The organism is Pseudorhodoferax sp. Leaf274 (assembly GCF_001422445.1).
In the GTDB taxonomy this organism is placed as follows: domain Bacteria; phylum Pseudomonadota; class Gammaproteobacteria; order Burkholderiales; family Burkholderiaceae_C; genus Pseudorhodoferax.
On record NZ_LMNA01000017.1, the window covers coordinates 1 to 25,542 of the forward strand.

A 25,542-nucleotide genomic window follows, 5' to 3' on the forward strand; every position below is an offset into this window, starting at 1 on the left:
GTGATCGCTGCCGTCAGCGTGGTCTTGCCGTGGTCCACGTGGCCGATCGTGCCGACGTTCACGTGCGGCTTGGTCCGCGCGAATTTCTCTTTTGCCATATCAAATCTCCAAAGAGCATGTCCCGTGATGAGGTTTTAGGTCTGCACGGTATTGCTGATTCGCCACGCACGGGCACGTGGCGGCATACCGTCGCAGACCAGCTGAAAATTACTTGGCGCGCGCTGCCATGATGGCTTCGGACACGTTGCGCGGGGCTTCCGCGTAGTGCTTGAATTCCATCGTGTAGGTGGCACGGCCCTGCGTTGCGGAACGCAGCGAGGTCGAGTAGCCGAACATTTCCGACAGCGGAACTTCGGCCCTGATGGCCTTGCCGCCGCCGACCATGTCGTCCATGCCCTGCACCATGCCGCGGCGCGAGGACAGGTCGCCCATCACGGTACCGGCGTAGTCTTCGGGCGTCTCGACCTCCACGGCCATCATCGGCTCGAGGATCACGGGGCCGGCCTTGCGGCAGCCTTCCTTGAAACCGAAGATCGCGGCCATCTTGAACGCCAGTTCGTTCGAGTCCACGTCGTGGTACGAACCGAAGTGCAGCGTGACCTTGACGTCGACCACCGGGTAGCCGGCCAGCACGCCTTGCGTGACGGCTTCGTTGATGCCCTTTTCCACCGCGGGAATGAATTCGCGCGGCACCACGCCACCCTTGATCGCGTCGACGAATTCGATGCCCTTGCCGGCTTCGTTCGGCTCGATCTTCAGAACCACGTGGCCGTACTGGCCCTTGCCGCCGGACTGGCGCACGAACTTGCCTTCGGCTTCGTCGACGGTCTTGCGGATGGTTTCACGGTAGGCCACCTGCGGCTTGCCGACGTTGGCTTCCACGCCGAATTCGCGCTTCATGCGGTCGACGATGATTTCCAGGTGCAGCTCGCCCATGCCGGCGATCAGGGTCTGGCCGGATTCTTCGTCGGTCTTCACGCGGAAGGACGGGTCTTCGGCAGCCAGGCGTTGCAGGGCGATGCCCATCTTTTCCTGGTCGGTCTTGGTCTTGGGCTCGACGGCCTGCGTGATCACGGGCTCGGGGAACACCATGCGCTCCAGCACGATGGGCGCGTTCACGTCGGCCAGCGTTTCACCGGTCGTCACGTCCTTCAGGCCCACGCAGGCAGCGATGTCGCCGGCACGGATTTCTTCGACTTCCACGCGGTCGTTGGCCATCATCTGCACGATACGGCCGATGCGTTCCTTCTTGCCCTTGACGGAGTTGAACACCGTATCGCCCTTGGCCAGCACGCCCGAATAGACGCGCACGAAGGTCAGCTGGCCCACGAACGGGTCGGTCATCAGCTTGAACGCCAGCGCAGAGAACTTCTCTGCATCGTCGGCCTTGCGAGTGACGGGTTGCTCTTCCTCGTCGGTACCGGTCACGTCCGGAATGTCGACGGGCGACGGCAGGTAGTCGATCACGGCATCCAGCATGCGCTGGACGCCCTTGTTCTTGAACGCCGTGCCGCACAGCATCGGGTGGATTTCGGTTGCGATCGTGCGGCTGCGCAGGCCGGCCTTGATCTCGTCTTCCGTGAGCTCGCCCTCTTCGAGGTACTTGTTCATGAGCTCTTCGGAAGCCTCGGCAGCGGCCTCGACCATCTTCTCGCGCCACTCTTCGGCCTGGGCCTGCAGTTCGGCGGGAATCGCGACGTAGTCGAACTTCATGCCCTGCGAAGCCTCATCCCACAGGATGGCCTTCATCTTGAGCAGGTCGACCACACCCTTGAAGCCTTCTTCGGCGCCGATCGGGATCACGACGGGCACGGGGTTGGCCTTCAGGCGCAGCTTCATCTGGTCGTAGACCTTGAAGAAGTTCGCACCGGTGCGGTCCATCTTGTTCACGAAGGCCAGGCGCGGCACCTTGTACTTGTTGGCCTGGCGCCAGACGGTTTCCGACTGGGGCTGCACGCCACCCACGGCGCAATACACCATGCAGGCGCCGTCCAGCACGCGCATGGAGCGCTCGACTTCAATCGTGAAGTCCACGTGGCCGGGGGTGTCGATGATGTTGAAACGGTGCTCGGGGTAGGACAGGTCCATGCCCTTCCAGAAGCAGGTCACGGCCGCCGAGGTGATCGTGATGCCGCGCTCTTGCTCCTGCTCCATCCAGTCCATGGTGGCCGCGCCATCGTGCACTTCGCCGATCTTGTGGTTCACGCCGGTGTAGAACAGGATGCGTTCGGTCGTAGTGGTCTTGCCGGCGTCGATGTGCGCCGAGATACCGATGTTGCGGTATCGCTCGATGGGGGTTTTGCGGGCCATGAAAGAAACTCCTTGAACGGCGTAGAGCCCGCCCGCCTCGTGGGCAGGTCGGGCTCCAAGCCTTTAGAACGACAGGGTGGGGATCAGAAACGGAAGTGGCTGAAGGCCTTGTTGGCCTCTGCCATGCGGTGCACTTCGTCACGACGCTTCATGGCACCACCGCGGCCTTCGGTCGCTTCCATCAGCTCGTTGGCCAGGCGCAGGGACATGGACTTCTCGCCACGCTTGCGGGCGGCTTCCTTGATCCAGCGCATCGACAGGGCCAGTCGGCGAACCGGGCGCACTTCGACGGGCACCTGGTAGTTGGCACCACCGACGCGGCGGGACTTCACTTCCACCATCGGCTTGACGTTGTTGATGGCGATCGTGAAGGCTTCGACCGGGTCCTTGCCCGGGTTCTTCTTCTCGATGAAGTCGAGCGCGCCGTAAATGATGCGCTCGGCGACAGCCTTCTTGCCGCCTTCCATGATGACGTTCATGAACTTGGACAGCTCGACATTGCCGAACTTGGGATCCGGCAGGATTTCACGTTTGGGAACTTCGCGACGACGTGGCATTTTTCACCTCTTTGCTTCAGTTGGCCTTCTTGCGAAAGCCGCGGGAGCCATCTCGACACCCACTTACTCGACCCCTCCGGAACATCCGGAATTCGGGCCACTACGCTGTATCACCGCGCCACGCGGGAAACAGCACCTGCTATCGACAAACCAGAGAACTTACTTGGCCTTGGGCTTCTTCGCGCCGTACTTGGAGCGCGACTGCTTGCGGTCCTTCACACCTTGCAGGTCCAGCGAACCGCGCACGATGTGGTAACGCACACCGGGCAAGTCCTTGACACGACCGCCGCGAACCAGCACGACGCTGTGTTCCTGCAGGTTGTGGCCTTCGCCGCCGATGTAGGAAATGACTTCGAAGCCGTTGGTCAGGCGGACCTTGGCGACTTTACGAAGCGCCGAGTTCGGCTTCTTCGGGGTCGTGGTGTACACCCGGGTGCAGACGCCGCGGCGCTGCGGGGAGTTTTGCATCGCGGGGCTCTTCGAGTTGATGGTCTCGACTTCCCGGCCCTGACGCACGAGTTGATTGATGGTTGGCACTAAGCCTCTCCTTGTGATGGCGCTCCGCCTGCATCCCAACAACGCAGGCACCACGCCGACAACCGTTTGAAACGGCAAACGTGAATCCCTCGGAATTTTCCGAAAAGCCCGCGAGTATAGCGTTGCGCGCACTGCGCTGCAAGAAAACGCTTATTTGATCCAGAGCCGCACGGCATCCCAGGCGCGGCCCAGCACGCCGGCCTGCTCGACAGCCTCGAGCACCTGCAGCGGCACCGCCGCGAGTTCCCTGTCGTCCAGCACCACCTTCAGTGTGCCGACGGCCTGGCCCTCGGTGAACGGTGCGACCAGCGGATCGGGCCGGGCGACCTCGGTCTTGATGCGGCTTACGCCGCCCGCAGGCACAGCGACCACCACCGCCTCAGGTCGGCCGAGCTTGAGGGCGTTTTCCTTGCCCTTCCAGACGGCCGGCGTGATCACGGCCTGGTTGGCATCGAACAGCTTGACGGCCTCGAAGGCCGTGTAGCCCCAGTTCAGCAGCTTCTGCGATTCGTTGGCACGCGCGTTCTCGCTGGAAGCGCCCAGCACGATGGACAGCAGGCGGCGGCCGCCCGTGAGGTTCGGGAAGTCGCGCTTGGCCGTGGTGATCATGCAGTAGCCGGCGGCGTTGGTGTGGCCGGTCTTCAGGCCGTCGACGGTCGGGTCGCGGAACAGCAGCAGGTTGCGATTGGTCTCGTTGGACACCGGCGTGCCGCCGTAGCGGTACTTCTTGATGCTGTAGTAGTGCACGTACTCTGGGAAGTCGTGGATCAGCCGGGTCGACAGGATGGCCAGGTCGCGCGCCGTGGTGGTGTGGCCGGCCTCGGTCAGGCCCTCGGGGTTCTTGTAGCCGGTGTTCTTCATGCCCAGCGCCTTGGCCTGCTCGTTCATGAGCTGCACGAAGCGCTCGGCCGTGCCGCCCACGGCCTCGGCCAGGGCCATGGTCGCGTCGTTGCCGGACTGCACGATCATGCCCTTGATGAGATCCTCCACCGGCACCTGCATCTTGGGGTCGATGAACATGCGCGAACCCGGCATCTTCCAGGCGCGCTCGCTGACCGGCAGGGTCTGCGCCAGCGTGATCTTTCTGGACTTGAGCGCGTCGAACACCAGGTAGGCGCTCATGAGCTTGGTCAGGGATGCCGGCTCGACCGGGGCGTCGGCATCTTTCTCGAGCAGCACCTGGTTGGCGGTCACATCCACCAGCAGGTAGGCCTTGGCGGCCACTTCGGGGCCCTGGGGCGCCTGGGCCGCGGCGAGGGAAACGGCGATGGCCAGCAGCGGCGCCACCAGCAAATGCAGGAAACGGTTCATGGAGATCAACGCGGGAAAAACGGCAGCGCGCGCGGTCGGCGCCGGCCACTGCGCAGCGTCAGGAAAAAGCGGCGGCCTGCAGGTGGCGGACCACCAGGCCCTTGAGCAGCGGCAACTGTCCGTGGAAGAAATGTCCGCCGCCCGGCACGACGGTAACAGGCAGCGACTGCGGGCGCGCCCAATCCAGCACGGCCGACAGGGGCACGGTGTCGTCCTGCTCGCCATGCACGACCAGCGTGCGCGGGTGCAGGTCGGACGGAATGGCGGCCACGTCGAAGCGCGATGCCGCCGTGCCCACCAGCACCAGCTGCTCGACCGTGCGCGCCGGTGGCAATGCGACCAGCGCGCGGCTTGCGACAAAGGCGCCGAACGAGAACCCCGCCAGCGCCAGCGGTCCCTCGCCAGCCAGCTGCGCCAGCACGACGCCGAAGTCATCGGCCTCACCACGCCCTGCGTCGTGCACGCCGGCGCTGCCGCCGACGCCACGGAAGTTGAAGCGCACGGCCGTCCAGCCGCACTGGACGAAAGCGCGCGCCAGCGTCTGCACGACCTTGTTGTCCATGGTGCCGCCGAACAGCGGGTGCGGATGGGCGATCACGGCAATGCCGCGCGGCGCGGCGACGCCATCCGGCGTGTCGCGCAGCACCTCGATGGCGCCAGCCGGGCCCTGCAACGTGAGGCGTTCCGTCGATGCGTTCATGGCTCAGCGCCCCAGGTGCGGCGGCGTCAGCAGCCGCTCGACCACCTGGCCGTTCTTCAGGTGCGACTCGACGATCTCGTCGATGTCATCTTGGTCCACGAAGCTGTACCAGACCGCCTCGGGATAGACCACGGCCACCGGTCCGGCCGCGCAGCGGTCCAGGCAGCCCGCCTTGTTCACACGCACCTTGCCCGGCCCCGCCAGCCCGGCGGCCTTGACCTGCGCCTTGCAGCGGTCGAAAGCCTCCTTGGCGCCATGGTGGGCGCAGCAGTCTTCGCCGTTCGTGCGCTCGTTCAGGCAGAAGAAGATGTGGCGCTCGTAATAGGAGGGGGGCGTGCTCATGGCGGCATTTTAGGAAGCTGGCGCGCCGTGGTGTCCGGGCCCGAGAGCCGCAGCAGCAGATAGACGGCGGCCACATAGGGCCAGACCCAGCCCAGCCACTGGGCCAGCCCGTTGAAGCGGATGAACCGGCCCTGTTCCCAGGTCTGCAGCGTCTGCGCGAAGTAGGCGCTGGTGGGCGCCTGGTTCAGCACGCTCAGGTGCACCGCCAGCGCGAGCAGTGCCAGGGCCGCACAGCCACGCTGCCGCGCCGGCAGCAGCAGCACGGACACCAGCAGCGCTGCAGCCCAGCCCACGCGCACCGGCAGCGTCCACCAGGCCCAGGCATGGGCCGGGCCGTAGCTCAGCGCCGCCGACAGCGCCGTGGCGCCGACGCCGACCACGGTCAGACCCAGCAGGAACCAGGCGCGCCGCCGCACGCCGGTGATCACGCCATAGCCGATCAGGCAGGGCACCAGCGCGCCCAGCAGCACGCAGATCATCTCGCTGCCGGGCACCAGGGGCTGCAGCTCCACATCGCGCACCGGCAGCCAGTCGAGGAAGGGCGTGTTGTCCAGGAACTCGGCCAGCGCATCCTCCAGCCGCTCGAACACCTGCCCCAGGCCCAGCGGCACGGCGGCCGGGAACAGCAGCGCCAGCGGCCACAGCGCCAGCAGCACCAGCGCACCGCGCGCGTCCGGTGTCAGCCAGTCCGCTCGGAACCGGCTCCAGCGGTCGATGCTGCCGGTGCGCTGCAGCAGCCATGCCAGCAGCGCGCCCAGCCAGGCGCCGGCGGCATTGAGCGCGAAATCCACGTTAGAGGGAACGCGCCGCGGCAGGTAGCCCTGCGTCGTCTCCATGAGGAACGACACGGCGGCACCTGCCAGTGCCGCCAGCAGCACCGGCGCGCGCGTGCGGCCCGAGCGCAGCCCGCCCAGCGCCAGCAGGAAGCCCAGCGGCGCATAGCCGAGCACGTTGATCTGCACGTCGAACCAGGTCCACCAACGCGGCAGCGGTGCGGCCATGAAGGCCCAGGGCGCGATGCCCTGGTCGCGCCAGCCCTCGAACGGAAACAGGCTGGCGTACACCACCAGCGCCAGGTACACCAGCGCCAGCGGCCAGGCCGAGGTCTTGTGCATGGTGGCAGCCGCCGCGCGGCGTCAGAACGGCTTGACGACGACCAGCACCACGGCCGCCACGAGCATCAGCACCGGCAATTCGTTGAACCAGCGGTACCAGACATGGCTGCGCGAGGAGGCACCATCGCGCAGCCGGCGCAGTTGCAGCGCGCAGGCGTGGTGGTAGAGCAGCACCAGCAGCACGACCATCAACTTGGCATGCATCCAGCCGTTGCCGGGCCCACGGCCGATGCCGTAGTGCAGCCACAGCACCAGTCCCAGGGCCAGCGCCGGCACGGCCAGCAGCGTGGTGAAGCGCAGCAGCTTGCGCGCCATCAACAGCAGCCGCGCACGCTCGGCGTCCGAGCCCTGCGGCACCATGGCCAGGTTCACGAAGATGCGCGGCAGATAGAACAGGCCGGCGAACCAGCTGGCCACGAACACGATATGGAAAGCCTTGACCCACAGCATCGCCAAAGTGTAGGTGAGCCCCACCGGGCAGCCGCGCGCCAAAAAAATACCCCGGCCGGTGCAAGCGCAGCGGGCCGGGGTGGCAAGCCTGTTGGTTGTTACACGTCGAGGCCCCCGCTCAGGGAGGTGAAGCGGGCAGGCGGCGGACCGCCCGCGGGCAATCTAGCAAACGCCGCCAGGGCCAGCAAGAGGGCGAATCCCGGGCGTGTGCAAGCAGGCGCGGGGCTTGGGGCACAATTTTCGACATGAGCCGCCCCGACCTCTCCCCCCTTGCCGCCTTTCCCGCCGCCCGTCCACGCCGGCTGCGCTACGACGCGTTCACGCGCGACCTCGTGCGCGAGCACGCCCTCACGGCGCACGACCTGATCTACCCGGTGTTCGTGCAGGACGGCAGCGGCCAGCGCCACGCCGTGGGCTCCATGCCCGGCGTGGAGCGGCTGAGCCTGGACCTGCTGCTGCCCGTCGCCGAGGAATGCGTGCGCCTGCAGATCCCGGTGATGGCCTTGTTCCCGGTGATCGATGCCGGCCTGAAGACCGAGGACGGCGCCGAAGCCTGCAACCCCGACGGGCTGGTTCCGCGCGTGGTGCGCGCGCTGAAAGACCGCTTCCCCGAACTCGGCATCATGACCGACGTGGCGCTGGACCCCTACACCAGCCACGGCCAGGACGGCCTGCTCGATCCGACCGGCTACATCCTCAACGACGCCACCACCGCCGTGCTGGTGCGCCAGGCGCTGACCCAGGCCGAGGCCGGCGTCGACATCGTGGCGCCCAGCGACATGATGGACGGCCGCATCGGCGCGATCCGCCAGGCGCTGGAGGCGCGCGGCCTGGTCCATACGCGCATCATGGCCTACAGCGCCAAGTACGCCTCGGCGTTCTACGGCCCGTTCCGCGATGCCGTGGGCTCGGCCGCCAACCTGGGCAAGAGCAACAAGAAGGTCTACCAGATGGACCCCGGCAACACGGACGAAGCGCTGCGCGAGGTGGCCATGGACCTGGCCGAAGGCGCCGACATGGTCATGGTCAAGCCCGGCATGCCTTACCTGGACGTGGTCCGGCGCGTGAAGGACCAGTTCGGCGTGCCGACCTTCGCCTACCAGGTCAGCGGCGAGTACGCCATGCTCAAGGCCGCCGCGCAGAACGGCTGGCTGGACCACGACGCGGTGATGCTGGAGAGCCTGCTGGCCTTCAAGCGCGCCGGCGCCAACGGCGTGCTGACCTACTTCGCGCTGGACGCGGCGCGCAAGCTGCGCGGCTGAAGCCGAGGCCATGCAGATCGTCGAGTTCAGCCCCGGCACGTTGCGTTTCGCCGAGGAGTTGCCCGAGCGCGCACCCGATCACGGCTTCGTCTGGCTGTTCCTCGAGCGCGAAGACCTGGACGCAGGGATGCAGACGGTGCAGCGTGCGGCCCAGCGGCTCGGCGGCTCGCAGCTGCTGGACCTGCACTGCGCCGACCTGCTGAACGCGGCCCATCCCTCGCACTACGACTACACCTCGGTCTACGACCTGATCGTCTTTCGCCGCCTCGCCACGCAGGAAGAAAGCGGCAAGGAAGGCGAACCGAACGGCTCCGCGCGCTCCATGCCGGCCGCCTTCCGCCGCATCAGCACGCGCGCGGTCGGCTTCGCCGTCTTCGACCGCCTGCTGGTCAGCGTGCACCCGGCGGGCTGCTTCACGGCGCGCGCATTCCTGCAGCGCTACCTGGCCGACGCCGTGCACAGCGATGGCCTGACGACCACCGTGCGCAACCGGCTGCCCACCACGCCGGCCGACCTGATGCTGCGCATGGTCAACGTGATGGTCGACAGCTACCTGGAGCTGCGCAAGGTGCTGAGCCAGCAGCTCGACCACTGGCAGCAGGAGCTGCTGCGGCCCGGTTCCCGGTTCTCGAACTGGAACGCGCTGATGGCCGCGCGCAACGAACTGCACATGCTGGAAGACCTCTGCGAGGAGCAGCACGATGCCATGCAGGAGTGGCTGGACACGCTGCGCGAGCAGCCCGCCGGCACCATGCCGCAGGCCGAGCGCGACGGCCTGGTTGCGCGTTCGCGCGACGTGATCGAGCACATCCAGCGCGTCGTGCACCATGTGCGCCGGCTCGAGCAGAACGCCGAGACGGTGGTGCAGATCCACTTCTCCGCGCAGAGCAACCGCACCAACGACATCATGCGCATCCTGACCGCGCTGACCGCCGTGTTCCTGCCACTGAACCTGATCGCCGGCATCTTCGGCATGAACTTCGAGTTCATCCCGCTGATCCACCAGCAGGACGGCTTTTGGTGGGCCATGGGCGCGATGGGCGTGATCGCCGTGCTGCTGATCGTGCTGTTCCGGCGCAAGCGCTACCTGGCCCGCAGCGCACGCTGACCGGTCAGCCGGCCGCAGCGTTGCGCTGCAGCCGCACGATGCGCAGGGCCTCGGGCTGCTCCACCATCACGCAGGTCTTGCCGGTGCGCCGGCAGTGGTCGCGCACACGCCAGTAGTCGCCATGGCTCAGGCAGCCGGTCTGGCAGATCACGAGGTCGGCCGCACGCAGGCTTTCGTCCAGCGCGGCGGGATCGTGCTCGCCGATGGACGCCACGCCCTGCTGTCGCGCCCAGGCCAGCGCCGTGGTGCGCACCGCCAGCGCCGCGCGCGTGCGCAGCAACTGCGCCTCCAGCTGTTCGATGCGCCGGTGCTGCGCGGCGATCACGGCGCTGCAGCGCTGTTGCGCCGCCCCCAGTTGCCGCAGCGACACCAGTTGCTCTGCAGCCCACACACGCTCGTCGATCTCCGCCGCCATGGCCATCCTTTCTTCCAGATGGCCGATCTTAGTTGAGAGGAATTCTCAACAACATGCCCACCCCCTGCACCAGCCGGGGAATGGGCAGGCCGCGGTCAACTGGCCAGCGCCAGCTCCAGCGGCTTCTTGGCGCGGAACGCCCATTTCGGCCCCAGGCGGAAGGACTCCAACTGCGTGGAACTGGCCTCGGCGAAGAACAGGTCCTCCGTCAGGCCCAGCCGCTCGAACGCGCGGCGCTGGCGCACCGAACGGCGGCGCAGGTCGCCTTCGAAGGCGTTGCTGTCCCCACGCGACTGTTCGAAGAAGGCCGCCGCGCGCGCCAGGTTCTGGGCCGCCTGCGCCGTCAGCGCCGGCACCGCGCGCGGGGCCGACAGCCGGGCCTGCGTGATGAAAGGGTTGCGCCCCACCAGCAGGCCCCAGGGGCGGCGGCCTTCGGCCGGATCGACGCTGAGCGCCTCCAGCTTGGTCAGGCCGAAGTCGCGCGCCAGCGTGAGGCGCATGGCCAGCCAGGGATCGCTCTGGCGCAGCTGCTCGATGGCGCTGCGGGCCGTCGCCTCGTCGCCCGCCACCGGCAGCACCAGCGACTGCAGCAGGCGCCGCGCATGGGCGTCGTCCTGCGCCGCGGCCGCATGCAGCCAGCCGATCGCCTGCTCGCTCTCGGCCAATGTGGTGGCAGCGCGCAACGCCAGGGCGCCGAGCTTGCGCTGCGCCTCGGCCTGGCCCAGCGTGGCGGCCTTCTCGAGGAAGAACCGCGCCAGCTGCGGGTTGGACACCGACAGCCGGTGGTCCGAATGCATGGCGTACAGGTCCAGCCAGGCGTCGTCGCGGCCGGCATCGGCCGCGCGCAGCAGCAGCGCCACGCCCTTGCGCATGTTGCTGCCGGTGGCCAGCCGCGCCGGGCTCAGGCCGCCATGCGCGATGCCGCACAGCGCCCGGCCGAGCAGGCAGGCCGCGTCGCGCTCGCCGCGCGCGATGGCCATCTCCAGGCTGGCCTCGACCTGTTCGGGCAACAGGCCGCGCAGTTCACGGCCCTCGCGCTCGGCCAGCAGCACGGCCGCGACGACCAGGTCCGACAGGCCGTGCGTGAGGCGCGGTGCCAGCAGCAAGGCCGTGTGCACGCAATCGAGCAGCAGGTCCAGCGTGCCACCCTCGCGGGCCATGCGCGCGGCCATGATGGCAACCTGCGCCACGTCCACGGCGACGCTGCCGGACACGGCGCGCAGCATGGCGGGCAGCGCCTCCGCCGCACGCGCCTGGCGCAGCGCGGCCACGGCCTGGCGTGCCTCCACGTGGCCGCCGGTGGCGGCCGCCTCCAGCCATGACAGGCCCGCGTCGACCCGGCTGTGCTGCAGGCACAGCCAGACACCGAGCTTGAACTGGGCCAGCAGGCTGCCGGCGCTGGCGGCCTTGCGCAAGGCCTCGTCCTGCTGCAGCTGCAGCAGGTCCTGCAGGGGAAGGCTCTCGGCGATGGTGCGCGCAGTCTCGATGCGGTCGCGCACGCTGGGGTGGCCCAGGTACTCCATGCCGGTGGCGACGTGGCGCGGAAAGCCATCGCCCCCCACCAGGTAACGGCGCCCGGCCTCGCTGCGCGCGGCGGCGTCGCCCTGGCGGGCAAGGGCCAGCAGTTGAATGTCTTGTCGGCGCATGGTTTCGGCTCCGGTGTTGCGGGTGCGCCACGTTTGCGACGCTAGGGCAACGCCTTCGCGCTACCACTCCCACGGTTTGGGATGCCGGGAAGAATAAAGCTGCTCATCTGACAGCAGCATTTCGCCTAAATTACATTCTTGTAATGATCAATAGTGGCTATCCCCATAGTTACAAACAAACAACAAAAAGCCCGCATCCCTTGCGGGAGGCGGGCAACAAAGTCACCTTGGAGAAGCTCGCCAATCAAATGGCGAAGCGGTGAACCTTAGAAGGCGTGGCGCAGGCCGATGTCCAGACCCTTGGAGCTGTCGCCAGCGCCGGTCGTGGAACCGTTCAGGGCCAGGTTCGAGCCGTCCTTGTTCTTCAGGTAGGCGAAGGTGGTGTACAGGGCGGTACGCTTGGACAGGTTATGCACGTAACCGACGGCGAACTTGTCGGCGCGCAGTTCGCTGTCGCGCTGGCTGGCGCGGGTCCAGGAAGCGCGGATCAGGCCAGCGCCGACCGGCACGGTGGTGCCGACGGTGTACAGGCGGGTCTTGGCGTCGAGGCCAGCGCCTTCGCCTTCGTCTTGGCCAACCGACACCAGCAGCTTGGCGACGCCGAAGTCATAGGAACCGCCGAAGTTCATGGTCTTGGAGTCGACGGTGCCGGTGAAGGCGGGCGTCGTGCCTACGGCGTAGTCGCTCTTGCCGTATGCCACACCAACGCTGATCGGGCCGTTTTCGTAGCCGACGCGAACACCGTAGCCGTTGCCGTACTGGTCTTGGTTGCTGGCCAGGCTCTGGCTGCGGCCATTGCGGTAGTACTGCACTTGGCCGAAGAAGCCACCCAGGGTCTTGGGCGTGAAGTAGGAAACAGCGTTGCTGGTGCGGGTTTGCAGGCCGTATGCCAGACCCAGGTCCTGGGTTTCCAGGATGTTGCCAACACCGTTGTCGCCGAAGGCGTCATACAGGTTGTTGTAAGGTGCCGTGAAGTCGCGGCCCAGGCGGATTTCGCCCCAGCTGTCGCCCATCAGGCTGACGGTCGAACGACGGGTGAACGCCAGGGCGTTGCTGTTCTGGCCGTTGCCGTTGTTCAGCGTGTAACCGGCTTCGAGCCAGAAACCAGCCTTCAGGCCACCACCCAGGTCTTCCACGCCGCGGAAGCCGATGCGGCTGGTCGACAGGCCACCGCTGCCCAGGCCGACGTTGTTGTCGGTGCTGCCGCGACCGACTTGGACCGTCGCGTCGGCAATGCCGAACAGCGTGACGGACGATTGCGCGAAGGAAGCGGCGCTAGCTGCGGCCAGCACGGCCAGCGTTGCAATTTTTTTCATGGTCATCCTTGAGTGAGGTTTCGTGATCGGGTTCATGTCCCGCGACTCTTCGCAGAGAACATGACCGTGAGCGTAGGGACCGGCCGACCGCGCCGACAGGCCCGGTGTCGCAAACCCCGGGGGGTCGTTCGCAAACCCCCTGCACTTTTGGCACAAGCTGTTTCGCAATCACCACACGCCGGTCCCGGCACCGCGCTGGCGTACCCCGGGCCCGAAAACCCACGCCAGCTATTTCCAGTTCGGCAACAGTGCGTTGCCTTCATCCGTCTTGATGGCGTCAGAACCGGCACCTACAGTCCTGTCATCTCCCGGTAAGGTTGGGCGCGACACTGCAGTTGCCTCGGCCGAGGACTGTTTTGACCATGCGCCTGCTCTCGATCGAAGACGAACCCACCACCGCTGCCTACCTGCACAAGGGGCTCACGGAACACGGCCATGTGGTCGACACCGCCCAGGACGGCATCGAAGGCCTGCACCTGGCCACTTCCGGCCGCTACGACCTGATCCTGCTCGACGTGAGCCTGCCCGGCGCCGACGGCTGGCAGGTGCTGGAAAGCCTGCGCGCGCGCCAACACACGCCTGTGTTCATGCTCAGTGGGCACGACCAGGTGGAAGACCGGGTGCGCGGCCTGCAGCTGGGCGCCGACGACTACCTCGTCAAGCCCTTCGCCTTCGCCGAACTGCTCGCGCGCATCCAGGTGGTGGCGCGCCGCGCCGCGCAGCCGGCCGCCAACCCCGTGGTGCGCGTGGCCGACCTGGAAGTGGACAGCGCACGCCGCCTGGTGCGCCGTGCCGGCAGGCACCTGGCCTTGACGACCAAGGAATTCGCACTGCTGGACTACCTGGCGCGCCACCTGGGCCAGGTGGTCTCGCGCACCCTGATCGCCGAGAACTGCTGGGACATGCATTTCGACAGCGACACCAACGTGATCGACGTGGCCGTGCGGCGGCTGCGCGCCAAGGTCGACGACCCATTCGTGGACAAGCTGATCCACACCATCCGTGGCGTCGGCTATGTCCTCGACTCCCGTCCTGCCTGAGGTCCCCCCGCCGCTGCCAGCGCGGCCCCGGCTGCCGCTGCGCGATTCGATGGCCGCGCGGATCGCGTTGGCGATCTCGTTGACCACCGTGCTGCTGATGCTGGTGGGTTGCTGGATGGTGGGCCGCCTGCTGCAGCAGGAGTTCACGGCCCTGCCCATGGCCATCCCGGAGCAGCAGCGCGACGCCTTCATCGAGCGGGCCTGGCGCGTGATGTTCTGGACGCTGGCCGCAGGGGCCCTCGCCACCGGCGTGCTGGCCTGGTGCATCACGCGGCGCATCCTGACCTCGGTGCGGCAACTGGGCGACACCGCCAACCGCATCGGCGCCCAGGCCCTGGGCGAGCGCCTGCCGGCGGATGCCGTGCCGGCCGAGCTGGCACCCGTGGCGCAGGCCTTCAACGGCATGCTCGACCGGCTGCAGGACGCGTTCTCGCGCCTGTCGGGCTTCTCGTCCGACCTGGCGCACGACCTGCGCGCGCCCATCCACCGCCTGTTGACCGCCACCCAGGTCACGCTGGCGCAGCCGCGCAGCGCCGACGAGTACCGCGCCGTGCTCGAGGCGGCCGTGACCGACTACGAGCGCATCGGCCGCCTGATCGAGAACATCCTGTTCCTCGCCCGCGCAGACCATGCCCAGACCCGCATCAAGGCGGACTGGCAGAGCATGCGCGAGCGCCTCACCGGCATCGTGGAATTCTTCGAACTGCTGGCCGAGGACCGCGGCCTCCAGCTGGTGCTGGATGTGCAGCCGGGCCTGCGCGCGTGGGCCGACGAGGTGCTGCTGGCGCGCGCGGTGGGCAACCTGCTGACCAACGCGCTGCGCCATGCGCGCCCGGCCAGCACCGTGGTGCTGTCGGCCCATGCGCTGGCCCCGGGCTGCGTGCGCATCACCGTGGCCAACGAGGGCGAACCCATCGACCCGGCGCACCAGGTCGACATCTTCCAGCGGCGCTACCGCATCGAGGGCCCGGCGGCCGAAACCGGTTCAGGCCTGGGCCTGGCCATCGTCAAGAGCGTGATGGACCTGCATGGCGGGCGCGTCGGCGTGCGCAGCGCGCCGGGGTTGCCGACGGTGTTCACGCTGGAGTTTCCGGCGCCGCAGCGCCGCCGCGTGGACTTCAGACAGGCGGCTCGCCGATCTGCTCGCTAGCGTAGGCGCGCTGCACGGCCGGCCGCGCCAGCATGCGTTGCAGGTAGGGCCCCAGCTGCGGCAGCTCGCGCGCGGGCCGGCCGAAATGCCGGGTCCAGCGCGCCAGCATCAGCAGGTAGGGGTCGAGCGCGGTGTAGCGCTCGCCCAGCAGCCAGGGACCGCCGTGGCGCGCCAGTTCCTGGTCCAGCAGTTCCAGCAACTGGCCGGTGCGTGCCTCGGCCCGCGCCTTCACCGTGGTGGCGCCGTGCACATGGTCGGGCGACGCCCAGCGCTCGGGATAGAAGTACAGGCCCAGCGTGGCGTGCAGGGTGTTGCTGAGCCACAGCATCCACTTGTAGTAGTGGGCGCGCTCGGGGGAGCCGAGCGGCGGCGCCAGGGCCGCCGCCGGGTGCGTGTCGGCCAGGTGCAGCAGGATGGCGGCCGTCTCGTAGAGCACGGTGTCGCCGTCCACGAGCACCGGGATCAGCCCGTTGGGGTTGAGCCGCAGGTAGGCCTCGGACTTGTGGGCCTGGTTGGCGCGGTCGACCAGCAACAGCTCGAACGGCACGCCGAGCTCTTCCAGCAGCATGTGCGGCGCCATGCTGGCGTCGGTCGGGTGGTAGTGCAGCTGCAGCATGGCCCGCTCCGCCGGTCTACTTGGCGGCCGTCACCATGATCTCGACCAGCAGGCGCGGATCGGCCAGCTTGGACTCGACACAGGCGCGCACGGGCAGGTTCTTGGGGTCGACCCAGGCCGACCACACCTCGTTCATCGCGGCGCGGTTGCCGATGTCGGTCAGCCAGATCTGGGCCGACAGGATGCGCGACTTGTCGCTGCCGCAGCGCGCCAGCAGCGCATCGATGCGCGCGAGGATCTGCTGCGTCTGGCCCTTCACGTCGGCGCTCGGGTCGTCGGCGACGATGCCGGCCAGGTAGACCGTGTTGCCGTGCTCGACGGCGTTGGACAGGATGGGCGTGGGCTCGTGGCGTTGGATGGTCATGGGGTTTCTCCAGGGTTTCAGGGGGGTGTTGGAACACCGAACAGTTCGGCCGCATTGTCCCAGGCGATGCGCCGGGCCAGCGGCGCCGGCAACGCGCCGAGCCAGCGCCGGTACGCCTGCATGAGCAGGTCGTAGGCGCTCCAGCGCTGGTTGACCCAGGTGTCCGAGCCGATGACGAAGCGCGTCGGGTGCTGGCGCAGCAGCGCATTCCATTCAGGACACAGCGCGCCGTCCTCGCAGGTCAGGCCCGGCCGGTAGGACAGTTCGCCGATGAGGCGCGGGTAGCGCTCCAGCAGGGCCTGCACGCGCGCCATCGGCGCGCCGCCGATGCCGGTGTGCGCCCAGACCAGGCGCGCGCCGGGCGCATGGGCCATGAGCCGGTCCACGGCCGCATCGTCCACGTGGGCCAGCACCGCCAGGCCATGCTTCTCGGCGAATTGCATGAGCTGGCGCGCCACTGGCCCGTCGGCGTTGGCACTGTCGTAGAGGTGGAACTCGCCGATGCCGCGGTAGGGGCCGCCCTGGGTTCCCCGCGCGAACTCCTCCTCGACCATCGCGTAGATGCTGGGGTCGCGGAACCAGTTCGTGTAGTCGTCGCGGTTGCGGTACAGGCGGATGAAGGGCACCACGGCCACGCCGGCCGCGCGCGTCTCGGGGCTGGAGGCCAGCAGCTTGGTGCCGTCGTTGGTGCGCGAGTTGGCGACGATGGCACGCACGCCGTTGCGCTGCATGCGCGCCAGCACATCGGCCAGCGGGTGCGGGCCCTGCTGACCGTTCCAGGCCTCGACGTTGTAGTGCAGGTGCGTGTCGAACAGCGGGCCGGCGTAGTCGGCCGCCAGCGCAGGCAGCGCCAGCAGCCACAGCCCCAACACCAGCAGATGGCCACGCATGGCCGCTGCAACGCCTTCGCCTGCGGCTGCGGAGCGCGCGCCTGCGGGCGGCCGGGCGGCGCTCACCCCACGTGCTTGGCGAAGAAGGCCAGCGTGCGCTCCAGCGCCAGCTTGGCCGCGGCAGCGTCGTACGAGCCGCGCTGGTCGCAGTTGAAGCCGTGGTCGGCCGCGTAGACATGCACCTCGACCTCGGGGTGCGCCTTCTTGAAGGCCTCCACCGTGTCCACCGGAATCCAGTGGTCGCGCTCGCCGAAGTGCGCCAGCACCGGCACCTTGGGGCTGCGCGCCACCTCGGCCTCGGTCGTCATGCCGCCGCCGTAGTAGGGCACCGCGGCCGACAGGCCGTTCAACGCCGCCGCGCTGCGCCACGTCAGCAGGCCGCCCCAGCAGTAGCCGACGATGCCGACCTTCTTGCCGCTCTGCTGGGCGGCATGGTCGATGGCGGCCTGGATGTCGGCCAGCACGCCGGGCGCCGGCAGCTCTTCCACGGCGGTCTTGAGCGCGAAGCCGGCCTGCATGTCTTCGTTGGTGTAACCCAGCTCCACATCCTGCTTGACGCGGTGGAAGGTGGACGGCGCCACCGCCAGGTAGCCCTGGGCGGCATAACCGTCGGCCACGCTGCGGATGTGCGCGTTGATTCCGAAGATCTCCTGCAGCACCACGATGGCGCCCTTGGGTGCGCCGGCCGGCTGCGCCACGTAGGCGGGGAACCCGGTGCCGTCTGCAGACTTCAGGTCGATGAATTGGCCCATGGTGCGATGCTCCTTCGTTGCGTGTTGGCGAAACGGGCGGTTGTAGCAGGAAACCATTTGCCCCTCCACCGCACACCGTCTTGGGGCGCGGTGCGCACTACCATGCGCCACCACAACCGCATGGGAGACCCGCATGGAGAAGATCGCACTCGTCACCGGCGGCAGCCGCGGCATCGGCGCCGCCACGGCGCTGCTGGCGGCCCGCCAGGGCTGGGCGGTGGCCGTGAACTACACGCACAACGCCCACGCCGCCGAAGAGGTGGTGCACCGGATCCGCGCCGCCGGCGGCCGCGCCATCGCCGTGCAGGCCGACGTGGCCGACGAGGCCCAGGTGCTGCGCATGTTCGGCGAGGTCGACGCCCAGCTCGGCCGGCTCACGGCCCTCGTCAACAACGCCGGCATCGTCGACCGCAGCCAGCGCCTGGACGAGATGGACGTGGCGCGCTGGCGCCGCATGTTCGATGTCAACCTGATCGGCTGCCTGCTCTGCGCGCGCGAGGCCGTGCGCCGCATGAGCACGCGCCACGGCGGCAGCGGCGGCGCCATCGTCAACATGTCGAGCGCCGCCGCGCGCCTGGGCGGCGCCGGGCAGTACGTGGACTACGCGGCCAGCAAGGGGGCGCTGGACAGCCTGACCATCGGCCTGGCCAAGGAAGTGGCGGCCGAGGGCATCCGCGTGAACGCCGTGCGGCCGGGCCTGATCGAGACCGACATCCATGCCTCGGGCGGCCAGCCCGACCGCGTGCAGCAGCTCGCGCACCTGGTGCCGATGCAGCGCGGCGGCAGCGCCGACGAGGTGGCCCAGGCCGCCGTCTGGCTCATGGGCGAAGGCGCCAGCTACACCACCATGACCTTCATGGACGTCTCCGGTGGCCGCTGATCAGCCGGCCAGCGCCGCGCGCCAGGCCGCGGCCTTCGCGGCCAAGGGCATGCCGGCGTGGGCCGGGCTGGTCGAGGGCAGGCGCAGCAGTTCCAGCTCCTGCGCCAGCGTGGGCAGCACCTGCTTGCGGAACACCGCCTCGGCCTTGGCGCCGTTGAAGCACACGCGCGCGATGCGCGGATGCGCGGCCAGGAAGGCCGCGAAATCGTTCGGCACGATGCTGGCCGGCACGATGGCGCTGTCCAGGCTGCCCGGACGCTCGCAGCTGGCCAGCACATCCCACAGCGCCACGCCGCCGTCCTGCAGCGCGGCCAGGCGCGCGCCGTAGGCCGTGTGCTGCGGGTCGAAGCCGAACACGCTGCCCATGATCTTCCAGAACGCGTTCTGCGGATGGCCGTAGTACTGCTGCATGCGCAGCGACATGGCGCCCGGCATGCTGCCCAGCACCAGCACGCGCGCGTCGGCCCGCGCCACGGGCGGAAAGCTCTCCAGCGTGACGGCGCTCACAACGGCCTCTGCGCCTCGGCGTGCAGCCAGGCGATGAAGTCCTGCGCATCGGGATTGCCGCCGGCCTGCGGCCCGGCCGCGACGAAGTAGCCGCGCTGCGAATGCCCGCTGCGCTCGAAGGGCGCGACCAGCTGGCCTGCGTGCAGCAGCGCCGCCGCCAGCGGCAGCCGGCCGATGGCCACGCCCTGCCCGGCCAGCGCTGCGGCCACCGCGTCGTTGTAGTTGGAAAAGCGCAGCTGGTTCGTGCCGCGGATGCCGGCCAGGCCCATGACCTGCAGCCAGGGCGCCCAGTCCTCCATCGGCGCCATGCCGTGGTGGCCCTCCATGACCAGCAGCGTGTGGTGCACCAGGTCGGCCGGGCGGCGCAGGGGGCGCGCAGGGTCCAGCAGCAGGCGCGGCGCGCAGACCGGCAGCACCGTCTCCTCGAACAGCGGCCGGCCCATGCCCTGGGCGGTGGCACAGAAGCGCACGGCCACATCGATGCCGGCCCGCTCCAGGTTCAGCAGGTCGTTGGTGGCCGACACGCGCACGTCCACCAGCGGATGGTCGGCCGAGAAACGCGCCAGCCGCGGGATCAGCCACAGCGAGGCGAAGCCCGGCGTGGTCGTCACCGCGACCTGGCGGGCCCGCGTCACGGCGCGCACGCTGGCCGTGGCATCGCGCAGGCGCTCCAGGCAGTCCTGCACGGCGCGGTACATGGTCTCGCCGGCCGCCGTGAGCGCCAGCGCGCGGTGGCGCCGCTCGAACAGCGCCACGCCCAGGCCCTCTTCCATCTGCTGGATCTGCCGGCTCACGGCCGACTGCGTCAGCGCGAGCTCCTCGCCGGCCCGCGTGAAGCTCAGCGTGCGCGCCGCCACGGCAAAGCTGCGCAGCAGGTCGAGCCGCGGCAGGTCGGCACGTGCCATGCCCGGGACGTCGGGCGCTTTCGCATTCTCGTTACGCATGCAGAGCATTCAAAACAACCGTTGGAAAGACGCGATTCTAGGTTCTACATTCATTCCACCGAAGCATGTGATGGAGTACAGCATGGATGCCGTGACCGAATACGAACTGCCGTTGCGCGGCCTGCTGCGGCTGCCACCCGGGAGCCGGGTGGCCTGCGACAGCGGCAGCCTGTGGATCACCGAGGACGACCAGGCGCACGACACGGTGCTGGAGCCGGGCCAGCAATTCGCGCCCGTGGCCCGCGGCGCGCTGCTGGTCTACGCGCTGTCGCCCGCGCGGCTGCACCGCCTGCAGTAGCCGATGCCGGCCATGGACAGCGCCCTCGCCTGCCCGCAGCGCAACGCCAGCGCGCGCTGGGATTTCGCCGACGGCCGCGCCGTCACCGTGCGCGCCGTGCAGCCCGAAGACCTGCAGCTGGCCTCCGAGTTCGTGGCGCGCGGGCTCACGCAGCAATCGCGCTACCAGCGCTTCCAGACCGGGCTCAGCGCGCTGCCACCCGGCATGGCCGCCTACCTGACCGACATCGACTTTCGCCAGCACGTGGCGCTGCTGGCCGTGGCCGAGCAGGACGGGCGCCCGCGCCAGGTGGGCGAGGCCCGCTATGTCTGCGACGGCGATCTGCCCGACCAGGCCGAGTTCGCGCTGGCGGTGGCGGACGACTGGCAGGGCCAGGGCCTGGGCGGAAGGCTGCTGCGCCAGCTGGTGCACGTGGCACGCCGGCATGGCGTGCGGCGGCTGTATGGCGACGTGCTGCGCACCAACCAGGCCATGCTCGCGCTGGCCCGGGCGCATGGCATGCGCCCCGAACGGCAGGGCGATGCGCGACTGGCGCGCGTGGCCCTCGCGCTGGACCTGCCGCTGCCCAGGCCCATCCACCGGCCGGCGCGCGCCTGAACACGGCGCGGCCGCGGCGGCGCAACGCCGCTACCCTATGGGCCATGCTGCGGCCCCCACACGACGCGCCGATCACGCCACCGCCCTGGCTGGGCCGTGCCTGCCCACGGCGCGAGGACGACGCGCTGCTGCGCGGCCAGGGCCGCTACCTGGCCGACCTCGCGCCGCCGGGCTGCCTGCATGCCGCCTTCGCGCGCAGCAGCATGGCGCACGCCCGCATCGCGCTGGCCAACCTGGCGGCCGTGCGCGCCCTGCCCGGCGTGCGGCTGGTGCTGACAGGCGATGACCTGCAGGCCCTGGGCCACCTGGCCATCAACCCCTTGTTCGCCGGCGTGCGCGCCTTTGGCACCCCCGTGCTCGCGCGCGGCCGCGTGCTCTGCGTGGGCATGCCGGTCGCGCTGGTGGTGGCCGACACGGCCGAAGAGGCCCGCGGTGCGGCCGAGGCGCTGGCCGTGGACTACACGCCGCTGCCCGCATGCACCGCGGCCGAGGCCGCCCTCGGCAGCGCCCCGCTGCTGGACGGCTGGCCCGACAACACCGCCTTCACACAGCGCCACCACGCAGGCGACCTTGCCCAGGCCGGCGCCCGGGCCGCGGCGCAGGTGCAGCTGCGCATCGCCTGCCCGCCCGTCGCGCCCATGGCGCTGGAGCCACGCGGTTTCCTCGTGCACTGGCACGACGGCCGGCTCACGGCCTGGACGCCGCTGCAGTCGCCACACCGCGCGCGGCTGGAACTGGCCCGCGTGCTGGGCCTGGCGCCCGCCCAGGTACGGACCATCGCGCCCGACGTGGGCGGTGCCTTCGGCGGCAAGGCCTCGCTGGGGCCGGAAGAGGTGGCCCTGGCCGCCGGCGCGCTGCGGCTGGGCGCTCCGGTGCGCTGGGTCGCCACGCGCGAGGAAGACTTCGTCTCCGCGCCCCAGGGCCGCGCCGGCAGCATCGCGGCGCAGGCGTTCTTCGCGGCCGACGGCCGCTTGCTGGGCCTGCGCGCCGAGCTGCTCTACGCCCTGGGCTGCCGCAGCACCTGGAGCACGCCCGTGCCCGCGCTCAACGCCGCGCGCATGCTGCCCGGGCCCTACCGCTGCGGGGCCATCGACATCGTGGCGCGCGGCGTGGCCACCAACACGGCCGCGGTGGGCATCTACCGCGGCGCCGGCCGGCCCGAGGCCGCGCTGGCGATGGAAGGCCTCATGGACCTGGCCGCGCGCCGGCTCGGCCTGGACCCGGTGGCCGTGCGCCTGCGCAACGCCGTGCCTGCCAGCGCCATGCCCTGGACCACGCCGACCGGCCAGCGGCTGGATTCGGGCGACTACGCCGGCCTGCTGCAGGCCGCCTGCGCGCTGGCCGACCTGGCCGCGCTGCGCACCGCGCAGGCACGCCGGCGTGCCGCGGGCGAATGCGTGGGCATCGGCATCAACCTCTACGTGGAGCCCTGCGGCACGGGCTGGGAGAGCGCACGCCTCACGCGCTGGCCCGATGGCCGCGTGACATTGGCCAGCGGCAGCAGCGCCCAGGGCCAGGGCCACGCGACGGCCTTCGCGCAGATCGCGGCCGATGCGCTGGGCATCGCGCCCGCGGCCATCGACGTCATCGAGGGCGACAGCGACCTGGCGCCCGCCGGCATCGGCGCGCTGGCCAGCCGCAGCATGGCCATTGGCGGCAGCGCCGTGCTGCGCGCCGCGCAGGCCCTGCGCGCGCTGCCCGCCGCGGACACGCCCGTCAGCGTCGAGACCGTCCACACCGCGCAGGCCGAGGCGTGGAGCGCGGGCTGCTGCATCGTGCTGGCCAGCGTCGACCCCTCCACGGGCACCGTGCGCGCCGAGCGCGCCTTCTGGGTCGACGACGCGGGCACCGTCGTCAACCCGCTGCTGTTCGCCGGCCAGATGCACGGCGGCTTCGCCCAGGGCCTGGGCCAGGCCCTCATGGAACGCATGCACTACGACGGCCAGGGCCAGCTGCTGACCGGCTCGCTGATGGACTACGCCGTGCCGCGCGCCGACGACATGCCCACGCTCGTGCACGAGAGCCGGCCCAGCGCCACCGACGCCAACCCGCTGGGCGCCAAGGGCGTGGGCGAGTCCGGCGCCATCGCCGCGCCGGCCGCGCTGCGCGGCGCCGTGCTGGACGCACTGGCGCCGCTGGGCATCGCCCACCTCGACCTGCCGCTGACGCCTGCGTCCGTCTGGCAGGCCATCCGACACGCCACCACCGGAGACACCCCATGCTGAAGTACCGCGCGCGCGACGCCAAGGCCTATGCGCGCGAACATTTGCGCGGCGTCTGGGCCGCAGCGCCCACGCCCTTCCTGCCCGACAGCCTGGCGCTGGACGAGGCCGGCCTGCGCCGCAACCTGCGCCACTGGATCGGCGCGCTCGGCATCGGCGGCCTGTTCATCTCGGGCAAGCAGGGCGAGTTCTTCTCGATGTCGGTCGCCGAGCGCAAGCGCACCTTCGAGATCGCGGTGGAGGAAACCACCGCGCTCGGCAACCGCAGCGGCACCATCCTGTCGTGCTCGGACCAGAACATCGACACCGTGGTCGAACTCGCCCGCCACGCGCAGGCCATCGGCGCCGACTACATCGTGGTGCACGCGCCGCTGCTGCACTTCGGCCGCGACGTGGACGACACCGTGTTCGCCTACTACGAACACATCGCGTCGCAGGTGGACATCGGCATCGCCATGTGGAGCCACGAGGACGCCGGCTACCTGATGCCGCCGGCGCTGTGCGCGCGCATCGCCCGCGCGATCCCCAACATCGTGGCCATCAAGTACAGCGTGCCGCGGCCCATGTACGTGGAGCTCACGCGCATGACGCAGGGCGAGCTCATCGTCAGCACCGCGTCCGAAGAGGAATGGCTGGACAACATCCTGGAGCTGGACTGGCAGGTCTACCTGTGCTCGATCCCGCCGCTGCTCTACCAGACCGCCAGCGACCGCCGCATCGACGAATACACCCGGCTGGCCATGGCCGGCGACGCGGTGGCCGCGCGCCGCGTGCGGGGCAGCCTGGAGCCCGTGCGCCAGGCCCTCAAGTCGTGCCGGCCACCCGGCACGCCGCAAGCCTTCCAGAAGCATTGGCTGGAGCAGCTGGGCCAGGTCGGCGGCCCGGTGCGCCGGCCGCTGCTGGACCTGGACGAGGCCCAGCGCGCCAGGGTGCGCGCGGCCTTCGCCGCCAGCGGACTGGGGGCGGCATGACGCAGCGCATCGCCCTGGACTTGGGCTCCAGCGCGACCGGCCAGGTGCTGCCGGACAATCCCGGGACCCCGACGCTGGCCCCGGCCAGCCTGGCGCGCTGCATGCTGATCCGCGGCGCCGCCATCGCCCTTGCCTAGGAGACGCACCATGCCCCGCTACGGCCCGCCCATCAACTTCCCGCAGTGGATCGCCGACCACGCCGACCGGCTCCGGCCGCCCGTGGGCAACCAGCAGGTCTGGCAGGACGCCGACATCCTCGTCACCGTGGTCGGCGGCCCGAACCAGCGCACCGATTTCCACGACGACCCGCTGGAGGAGTTCTTCCACCAGTTCAAGGGCAACGCCAGCCTGCTGGTGCACGACCGCGGGCGGTTCGAGCGCATCCACCTCCAGGAAGGCGACATCTTCCTGCTGCCGGCCCACGTGCGGCACTCGCCGCAGCGGCCGGAGGAAGGCAGCCTGTGCCTGGTGGTCGAGCGCGCGCGGCCCGCGGGCCTCATCGACGGCTTCGAGTGGTATTGCGCGCACTGCGCGGCGCTGGTGCAGCGCTCCGAAGTGCAGCTGCAGAGCATCGTGGCCGACCTGCCGCGCGTGTTCGACGCGTTCTACGGGAGCGCCGAAGCCGCCCGGCGCTGCCCGTCCTGTGGCCAGGTCCACCCGGGACGCGACTGGCAGGCCTGGCACGGCGCGCTGGCGCTCTGAGCATGGCGACCGAACTGCGCATCGAGGTGCTGCGCCTCGCGCCGGGCGATGACCTGCGCACGGCACTGCAGCTGTGGGCCGACACCGCGGCCCACGCCGCCGAACCCGTGCAGGCCGCCTGCGTGCTGTCGGCCGTGGGCAGCCTCACGCGGGCCATGCTGCGCTACGCCGACGCGCCCACCGGCACGCGCATCGACGGCCCGCTGGAGCTGCTGGGCCTGGCCGGCACGCTGGGTGTGGGCGGCCTGCACCTGCACGCCAGCGTGTCCGACGCCAAGGGCCAGGTGCTGGGCGGCCACGTGATGCCGGGCTGCAATGTGCGCACCACGGCCGAGATCGTGCTGGGGCTGCTGCCGGCGCACCAGTTCGACCGTGCGCCGGACCCGCTGACCGGCTACCTGGAACTGCTGGCGCAGCGGCGCTGAGGCGGCCGAACCGCCAGCTAGCTGTCGTTTCCCAAGAGGTTGTTCACCCGAAGTAGTCGGGGAAGATGGAGGTTCTCACGCCAAACCATCAACCCAGAACAACCTCGGATGAACA

The 25,542-nt window shown here is 69.6% G+C and carries 30 protein-coding genes; 12 read left to right on the forward strand and 18 right to left on the reverse strand.

The annotated features are described in order from the left end of the window. From ASF44_RS16975 to ASF44_RS17015, 9 genes are all read right to left on the reverse strand, one after another. Positions 1–98: GTP-binding protein (locus ASF44_RS16975; protein WP_200930575.1), on the reverse strand; the 98-nt coding region annotated here is incomplete at its 3' end. 109 nt (positions 99–207) lie between these two features. Next, the gene (gene fusA / locus ASF44_RS16980; protein WP_056900422.1) at positions 208–2,310 is read right to left on the reverse strand and encodes an elongation factor G; all 2,103 of its coding nucleotides are present in this window, start codon (positions 2,308–2,310) and stop codon (positions 208–210) included. 83 nt (positions 2,311–2,393) lie between these two features. Next, the gene (gene rpsG / locus ASF44_RS16985) at positions 2,394–2,867 is read right to left on the reverse strand and encodes a 30S ribosomal protein S7 (protein WP_056900423.1); all 474 of its coding nucleotides are present in this window, start codon (positions 2,865–2,867) and stop codon (positions 2,394–2,396) included. Positions 2,868–3,026: 159 nt separating this feature from the next. Beyond that, positions 3,027–3,404 (reverse strand): 30S ribosomal protein S12, encoded by a 378-nt coding sequence (rpsL, locus tag ASF44_RS16990; protein WP_056658081.1) that lies wholly within the window; start codon positions 3,402–3,404, stop codon positions 3,027–3,029. A gap of 150 nt (positions 3,405–3,554) precedes the next feature. Continuing rightward, complete coding sequence (locus ASF44_RS16995) at positions 3,555–4,715, reverse strand: D-alanyl-D-alanine carboxypeptidase family protein (protein WP_056900424.1); 1,161 nt, start codon at positions 4,713–4,715, stop codon at positions 3,555–3,557. Between the two features lie 58 nt (positions 4,716–4,773). Continuing rightward, positions 4,774–5,415: an alpha/beta hydrolase gene (locus ASF44_RS17000; RefSeq protein WP_056900425.1), complete on the reverse strand. Its 642-nt coding sequence runs from the start codon at positions 5,413–5,415 to the stop codon at positions 4,774–4,776. Positions 5,416–5,418: 3 nt separating this feature from the next. Then, positions 5,419–5,757 carry a ferredoxin gene (locus ASF44_RS17005; RefSeq protein WP_056900426.1) on the reverse strand — a complete coding sequence of 113 codons (339 nt, stop codon included), beginning with the start codon at positions 5,755–5,757 and terminating at the stop codon, positions 5,419–5,421. After that, the gene (locus ASF44_RS17010; RefSeq protein WP_056900427.1) at positions 5,754–6,872 is read right to left on the reverse strand and encodes a VanZ family protein; all 1,119 of its coding nucleotides are present in this window, start codon (positions 6,870–6,872) and stop codon (positions 5,754–5,756) included. The genes ASF44_RS17005 and ASF44_RS17010 overlap by 4 nt, the downstream gene beginning before the upstream one ends. A 21-nt stretch (positions 6,873–6,893) precedes the next feature. Then, the gene (locus ASF44_RS17015) at positions 6,894–7,322 is read right to left on the reverse strand and encodes a CopD family protein (protein ID WP_056900444.1); all 429 of its coding nucleotides are present in this window, start codon (positions 7,320–7,322) and stop codon (positions 6,894–6,896) included. Positions 7,323–7,567: 245 nt separating this feature from the next. Here ASF44_RS17015 and hemB point away from each other — a divergent pair, with 245 nt between their 5' ends. After that, complete coding sequence (gene hemB / locus ASF44_RS17020) at positions 7,568–8,584, forward strand: porphobilinogen synthase (protein ID WP_056900428.1); 1,017 nt, start codon at positions 7,568–7,570, stop codon at positions 8,582–8,584. Positions 8,585–8,594: 10 nt separating this feature from the next. Beyond that, positions 8,595–9,692, forward strand: a complete 1,098-nt coding sequence (locus tag ASF44_RS17025; protein ID WP_056900429.1) for a magnesium transporter CorA family protein — start codon at positions 8,595–8,597, stop codon at positions 9,690–9,692. Positions 9,693–9,696: 4 nt separating this feature from the next. On the opposite strand, the gene ASF44_RS17030 is transcribed toward ASF44_RS17025, so the two are convergent. The 3 genes from ASF44_RS17030 to ASF44_RS17040 form a co-directional block, all read right to left on the reverse strand. Next, on the reverse strand, positions 9,697–10,107 hold the full coding sequence (locus tag ASF44_RS17030; RefSeq protein WP_082524846.1) for a DUF2325 domain-containing protein: 411 nt from the start codon (positions 10,105–10,107) through the stop codon (positions 9,697–9,699). A gap of 95 nt (positions 10,108–10,202) precedes the next feature. Beyond that, positions 10,203–11,753 (reverse strand): hypothetical protein, encoded by a 1,551-nt coding sequence (locus tag ASF44_RS17035; RefSeq protein WP_056900430.1) that lies wholly within the window; start codon positions 11,751–11,753, stop codon positions 10,203–10,205. 266 nt (positions 11,754–12,019) lie between these two features. Then, on the reverse strand, positions 12,020–13,105 hold the full coding sequence (locus tag ASF44_RS17040; RefSeq protein WP_235579248.1) for a porin: 1,086 nt from the start codon (positions 13,103–13,105) through the stop codon (positions 12,020–12,022). Positions 13,106–13,431: 326 nt separating this feature from the next. Here ASF44_RS17040 and ASF44_RS17045 point away from each other — a divergent pair, with 326 nt between their 5' ends. Continuing rightward, positions 13,432–14,109 (forward strand): heavy metal response regulator transcription factor, encoded by a 678-nt coding sequence (locus tag ASF44_RS17045; RefSeq protein ID WP_056900446.1) that lies wholly within the window; start codon positions 13,432–13,434, stop codon positions 14,107–14,109. Between the two features lie 49 nt (positions 14,110–14,158). Further along, a complete protein-coding gene (locus ASF44_RS17050) occupies positions 14,159–15,259 on the forward strand; it encodes a heavy metal sensor histidine kinase (RefSeq protein ID WP_056900432.1) in 1,101 nt (366 codons plus the stop codon). Here ASF44_RS17050 and ASF44_RS17055 read toward each other — a convergent pair. From ASF44_RS17055 to ASF44_RS17070, 4 genes are all read right to left on the reverse strand, one after another. Next, positions 15,228–15,875 (reverse strand): glutathione S-transferase family protein, encoded by a 648-nt coding sequence (locus tag ASF44_RS17055; protein ID WP_056900433.1) that lies wholly within the window; start codon positions 15,873–15,875, stop codon positions 15,228–15,230. The genes ASF44_RS17050 and ASF44_RS17055 overlap by 32 nt on opposite strands. A gap of 16 nt (positions 15,876–15,891) precedes the next feature. Further along, entirely contained in the window at positions 15,892–16,239 is a 348-nt protein-coding gene (locus ASF44_RS17060; RefSeq protein WP_056900434.1) for a RidA family protein, read from the reverse strand. A 17-nt stretch (positions 16,240–16,256) separates the two neighbouring features. Beyond that, positions 16,257–17,129 (reverse strand): amidohydrolase family protein, encoded by an 873-nt coding sequence (locus ASF44_RS17065; protein ID WP_056900435.1) that lies wholly within the window; start codon positions 17,127–17,129, stop codon positions 16,257–16,259. A 62-nt stretch (positions 17,130–17,191) separates the two neighbouring features. After that, the gene (locus tag ASF44_RS17070) at positions 17,192–17,881 is read right to left on the reverse strand and encodes a dienelactone hydrolase family protein (protein WP_056900436.1); all 690 of its coding nucleotides are present in this window, start codon (positions 17,879–17,881) and stop codon (positions 17,192–17,194) included. A gap of 133 nt (positions 17,882–18,014) precedes the next feature. Here ASF44_RS17070 and ASF44_RS17075 point away from each other — a divergent pair, with 133 nt between their 5' ends. Next, positions 18,015–18,761, forward strand: a complete 747-nt coding sequence (locus tag ASF44_RS17075; protein WP_056900437.1) for an SDR family oxidoreductase — start codon at positions 18,015–18,017, stop codon at positions 18,759–18,761. On the opposite strand, the gene ASF44_RS17080 is transcribed toward ASF44_RS17075, so the two are convergent. Continuing rightward, on the reverse strand, positions 18,762–19,268 hold the full coding sequence (locus ASF44_RS17080; protein ID WP_056900438.1) for a DNA-deoxyinosine glycosylase: 507 nt from the start codon (positions 19,266–19,268) through the stop codon (positions 18,762–18,764). After that, positions 19,265–20,173 (reverse strand): LysR substrate-binding domain-containing protein, encoded by a 909-nt coding sequence (locus tag ASF44_RS17085; protein WP_235579249.1) that lies wholly within the window; start codon positions 20,171–20,173, stop codon positions 19,265–19,267. The genes ASF44_RS17080 and ASF44_RS17085 overlap by 4 nt, the downstream gene beginning before the upstream one ends. Positions 20,174–20,294: 121 nt before the next feature. Here ASF44_RS17085 and ASF44_RS32375 point away from each other — a divergent pair, with 121 nt between their 5' ends. Genes ASF44_RS32375 through ASF44_RS17115 form a run of 7 tightly spaced genes read left to right on the forward strand, consistent with a single transcriptional unit; the run spans position 20,295 to position 25,427 of the window. Beyond that, positions 20,295–20,510: a DUF2917 domain-containing protein gene (locus ASF44_RS32375; protein ID WP_162243827.1), complete on the forward strand. Its 216-nt coding sequence runs from the start codon at positions 20,295–20,297 to the stop codon at positions 20,508–20,510. Positions 20,511–20,522: 12 nt separating this feature from the next. After that, positions 20,523–21,107, forward strand: coding sequence for a GNAT family N-acetyltransferase (locus ASF44_RS17095; RefSeq protein WP_162243828.1), 585 nt, complete (start codon positions 20,523–20,525; stop codon positions 21,105–21,107). 44 nt (positions 21,108–21,151) lie between these two features. Continuing rightward, on the forward strand, positions 21,152–23,332 hold the full coding sequence (locus tag ASF44_RS17100; protein WP_056900441.1) for a xanthine dehydrogenase family protein molybdopterin-binding subunit: 2,181 nt from the start codon (positions 21,152–21,154) through the stop codon (positions 23,330–23,332). Then, entirely contained in the window at positions 23,326–24,300 is a 975-nt protein-coding gene (locus ASF44_RS17105) for a dihydrodipicolinate synthase family protein (protein WP_235579250.1), read from the forward strand. The genes ASF44_RS17100 and ASF44_RS17105 overlap by 7 nt, the downstream gene beginning before the upstream one ends. Next, the gene (locus ASF44_RS31900) at positions 24,297–24,437 is read left to right on the forward strand and encodes a hypothetical protein (protein ID WP_156374557.1); all 141 of its coding nucleotides are present in this window, start codon (positions 24,297–24,299) and stop codon (positions 24,435–24,437) included. Before ASF44_RS17105 ends, ASF44_RS31900 begins: the two co-directional genes overlap by 4 nt. 10 nt (positions 24,438–24,447) lie before the next feature. Continuing rightward, positions 24,448–25,002: a 3-hydroxyanthranilate 3,4-dioxygenase gene (locus tag ASF44_RS17110; protein WP_056900442.1), complete on the forward strand. Its 555-nt coding sequence runs from the start codon at positions 24,448–24,450 to the stop codon at positions 25,000–25,002. A 2-nt stretch (positions 25,003–25,004) separates the two neighbouring features. Continuing rightward, positions 25,005–25,427 carry a PPC domain-containing DNA-binding protein gene (locus ASF44_RS17115; protein ID WP_056900443.1) on the forward strand — a complete coding sequence of 141 codons (423 nt, stop codon included), beginning with the start codon at positions 25,005–25,007 and terminating at the stop codon, positions 25,425–25,427. Positions 25,428–25,542 lie beyond the last annotated feature (115 nt).

Bases quoted from the DNA above. Each gene is read 5' to 3' on its own strand.
- ASF44_RS17005 (WP_056900426.1), bottom strand. From the start codon at position 5,757: ATGAGCACGCCCCCCTCCTATTACGAGCGCCACATCTTCTTCTGCCTG.
- ASF44_RS17075 (WP_056900437.1), top strand. From the start codon at position 18,015: ATGGAGAAGATCGCACTCGTCACCGGCGGCAGCCGCGGCATCGGCGCC.
- ASF44_RS17030 (WP_082524846.1), bottom strand. From the start codon at position 10,107: ATGGCGGCGGAGATCGACGAGCGTGTGTGGGCTGCAGAGCAACTGGTG.
- ASF44_RS17085 (WP_235579249.1), bottom strand. From the start codon at position 20,173: ATGGCACGTGCCGACCTGCCGCGGCTCGACCTGCTGCGCAGCTTTGCC.
- ASF44_RS17065 (WP_056900435.1), bottom strand. From the start codon at position 17,129: ATGCGTGGCCATCTGCTGGTGTTGGGGCTGTGGCTGCTGGCGCTGCCT.
- ASF44_RS17025 (WP_056900429.1), top strand. From the start codon at position 8,595: ATGCAGATCGTCGAGTTCAGCCCCGGCACGTTGCGTTTCGCCGAGGAG.
- ASF44_RS17100 (WP_056900441.1), top strand. From the start codon at position 21,152: ATGCTGCGGCCCCCACACGACGCGCCGATCACGCCACCGCCCTGGCTG.
- ASF44_RS17050 (WP_056900432.1), top strand. From the start codon at position 14,159: ATGGCCGCGCGGATCGCGTTGGCGATCTCGTTGACCACCGTGCTGCTG.
- ASF44_RS17110 (WP_056900442.1), top strand. From the start codon at position 24,448: ATGCCCCGCTACGGCCCGCCCATCAACTTCCCGCAGTGGATCGCCGAC.
- fusA (WP_056900422.1), bottom strand. From the start codon at position 2,310: ATGGCCCGCAAAACCCCCATCGAGCGATACCGCAACATCGGTATCTCG.
- ASF44_RS17055 (WP_056900433.1), bottom strand. From the start codon at position 15,875: ATGCTGCAGCTGCACTACCACCCGACCGACGCCAGCATGGCGCCGCAC.
- hemB (WP_056900428.1), top strand. From the start codon at position 7,568: ATGAGCCGCCCCGACCTCTCCCCCCTTGCCGCCTTTCCCGCCGCCCGT.
- ASF44_RS17095 (WP_162243828.1), top strand. From the start codon at position 20,523: ATGGACAGCGCCCTCGCCTGCCCGCAGCGCAACGCCAGCGCGCGCTGG.
- ASF44_RS17045 (WP_056900446.1), top strand. From the start codon at position 13,432: ATGCGCCTGCTCTCGATCGAAGACGAACCCACCACCGCTGCCTACCTG.
- ASF44_RS17040 (WP_235579248.1), bottom strand. From the start codon at position 13,105: ATGAACCCGATCACGAAACCTCACTCAAGGATGACCATGAAAAAAATT.
- ASF44_RS16995 (WP_056900424.1), bottom strand. From the start codon at position 4,715: ATGAACCGTTTCCTGCATTTGCTGGTGGCGCCGCTGCTGGCCATCGCC.
- ASF44_RS17010 (WP_056900427.1), bottom strand. From the start codon at position 6,872: ATGCACAAGACCTCGGCCTGGCCGCTGGCGCTGGTGTACCTGGCGCTG.
- ASF44_RS17070 (WP_056900436.1), bottom strand. From the start codon at position 17,881: ATGGGCCAATTCATCGACCTGAAGTCTGCAGACGGCACCGGGTTCCCC.
- ASF44_RS32375 (WP_162243827.1), top strand. From the start codon at position 20,295: ATGGATGCCGTGACCGAATACGAACTGCCGTTGCGCGGCCTGCTGCGG.
- ASF44_RS31900 (WP_156374557.1), top strand. From the start codon at position 24,297: ATGACGCAGCGCATCGCCCTGGACTTGGGCTCCAGCGCGACCGGCCAG.
- ASF44_RS17000 (WP_056900425.1), bottom strand. From the start codon at position 5,415: ATGAACGCATCGACGGAACGCCTCACGTTGCAGGGCCCGGCTGGCGCC.
- ASF44_RS17035 (WP_056900430.1), bottom strand. From the start codon at position 11,753: ATGCGCCGACAAGACATTCAACTGCTGGCCCTTGCCCGCCAGGGCGAC.
- rpsG (WP_056900423.1), bottom strand. From the start codon at position 2,867: ATGCCACGTCGTCGCGAAGTTCCCAAACGTGAAATCCTGCCGGATCCC.
- ASF44_RS17115 (WP_056900443.1), top strand. From the start codon at position 25,005: ATGGCGACCGAACTGCGCATCGAGGTGCTGCGCCTCGCGCCGGGCGAT.
- ASF44_RS17105 (WP_235579250.1), top strand. From the start codon at position 23,326: ATGCTGAAGTACCGCGCGCGCGACGCCAAGGCCTATGCGCGCGAACAT.
- ASF44_RS17060 (WP_056900434.1), bottom strand. From the start codon at position 16,239: ATGACCATCCAACGCCACGAGCCCACGCCCATCCTGTCCAACGCCGTC.
- ASF44_RS17015 (WP_056900444.1), bottom strand. From the start codon at position 7,322: ATGCTGTGGGTCAAGGCTTTCCATATCGTGTTCGTGGCCAGCTGGTTC.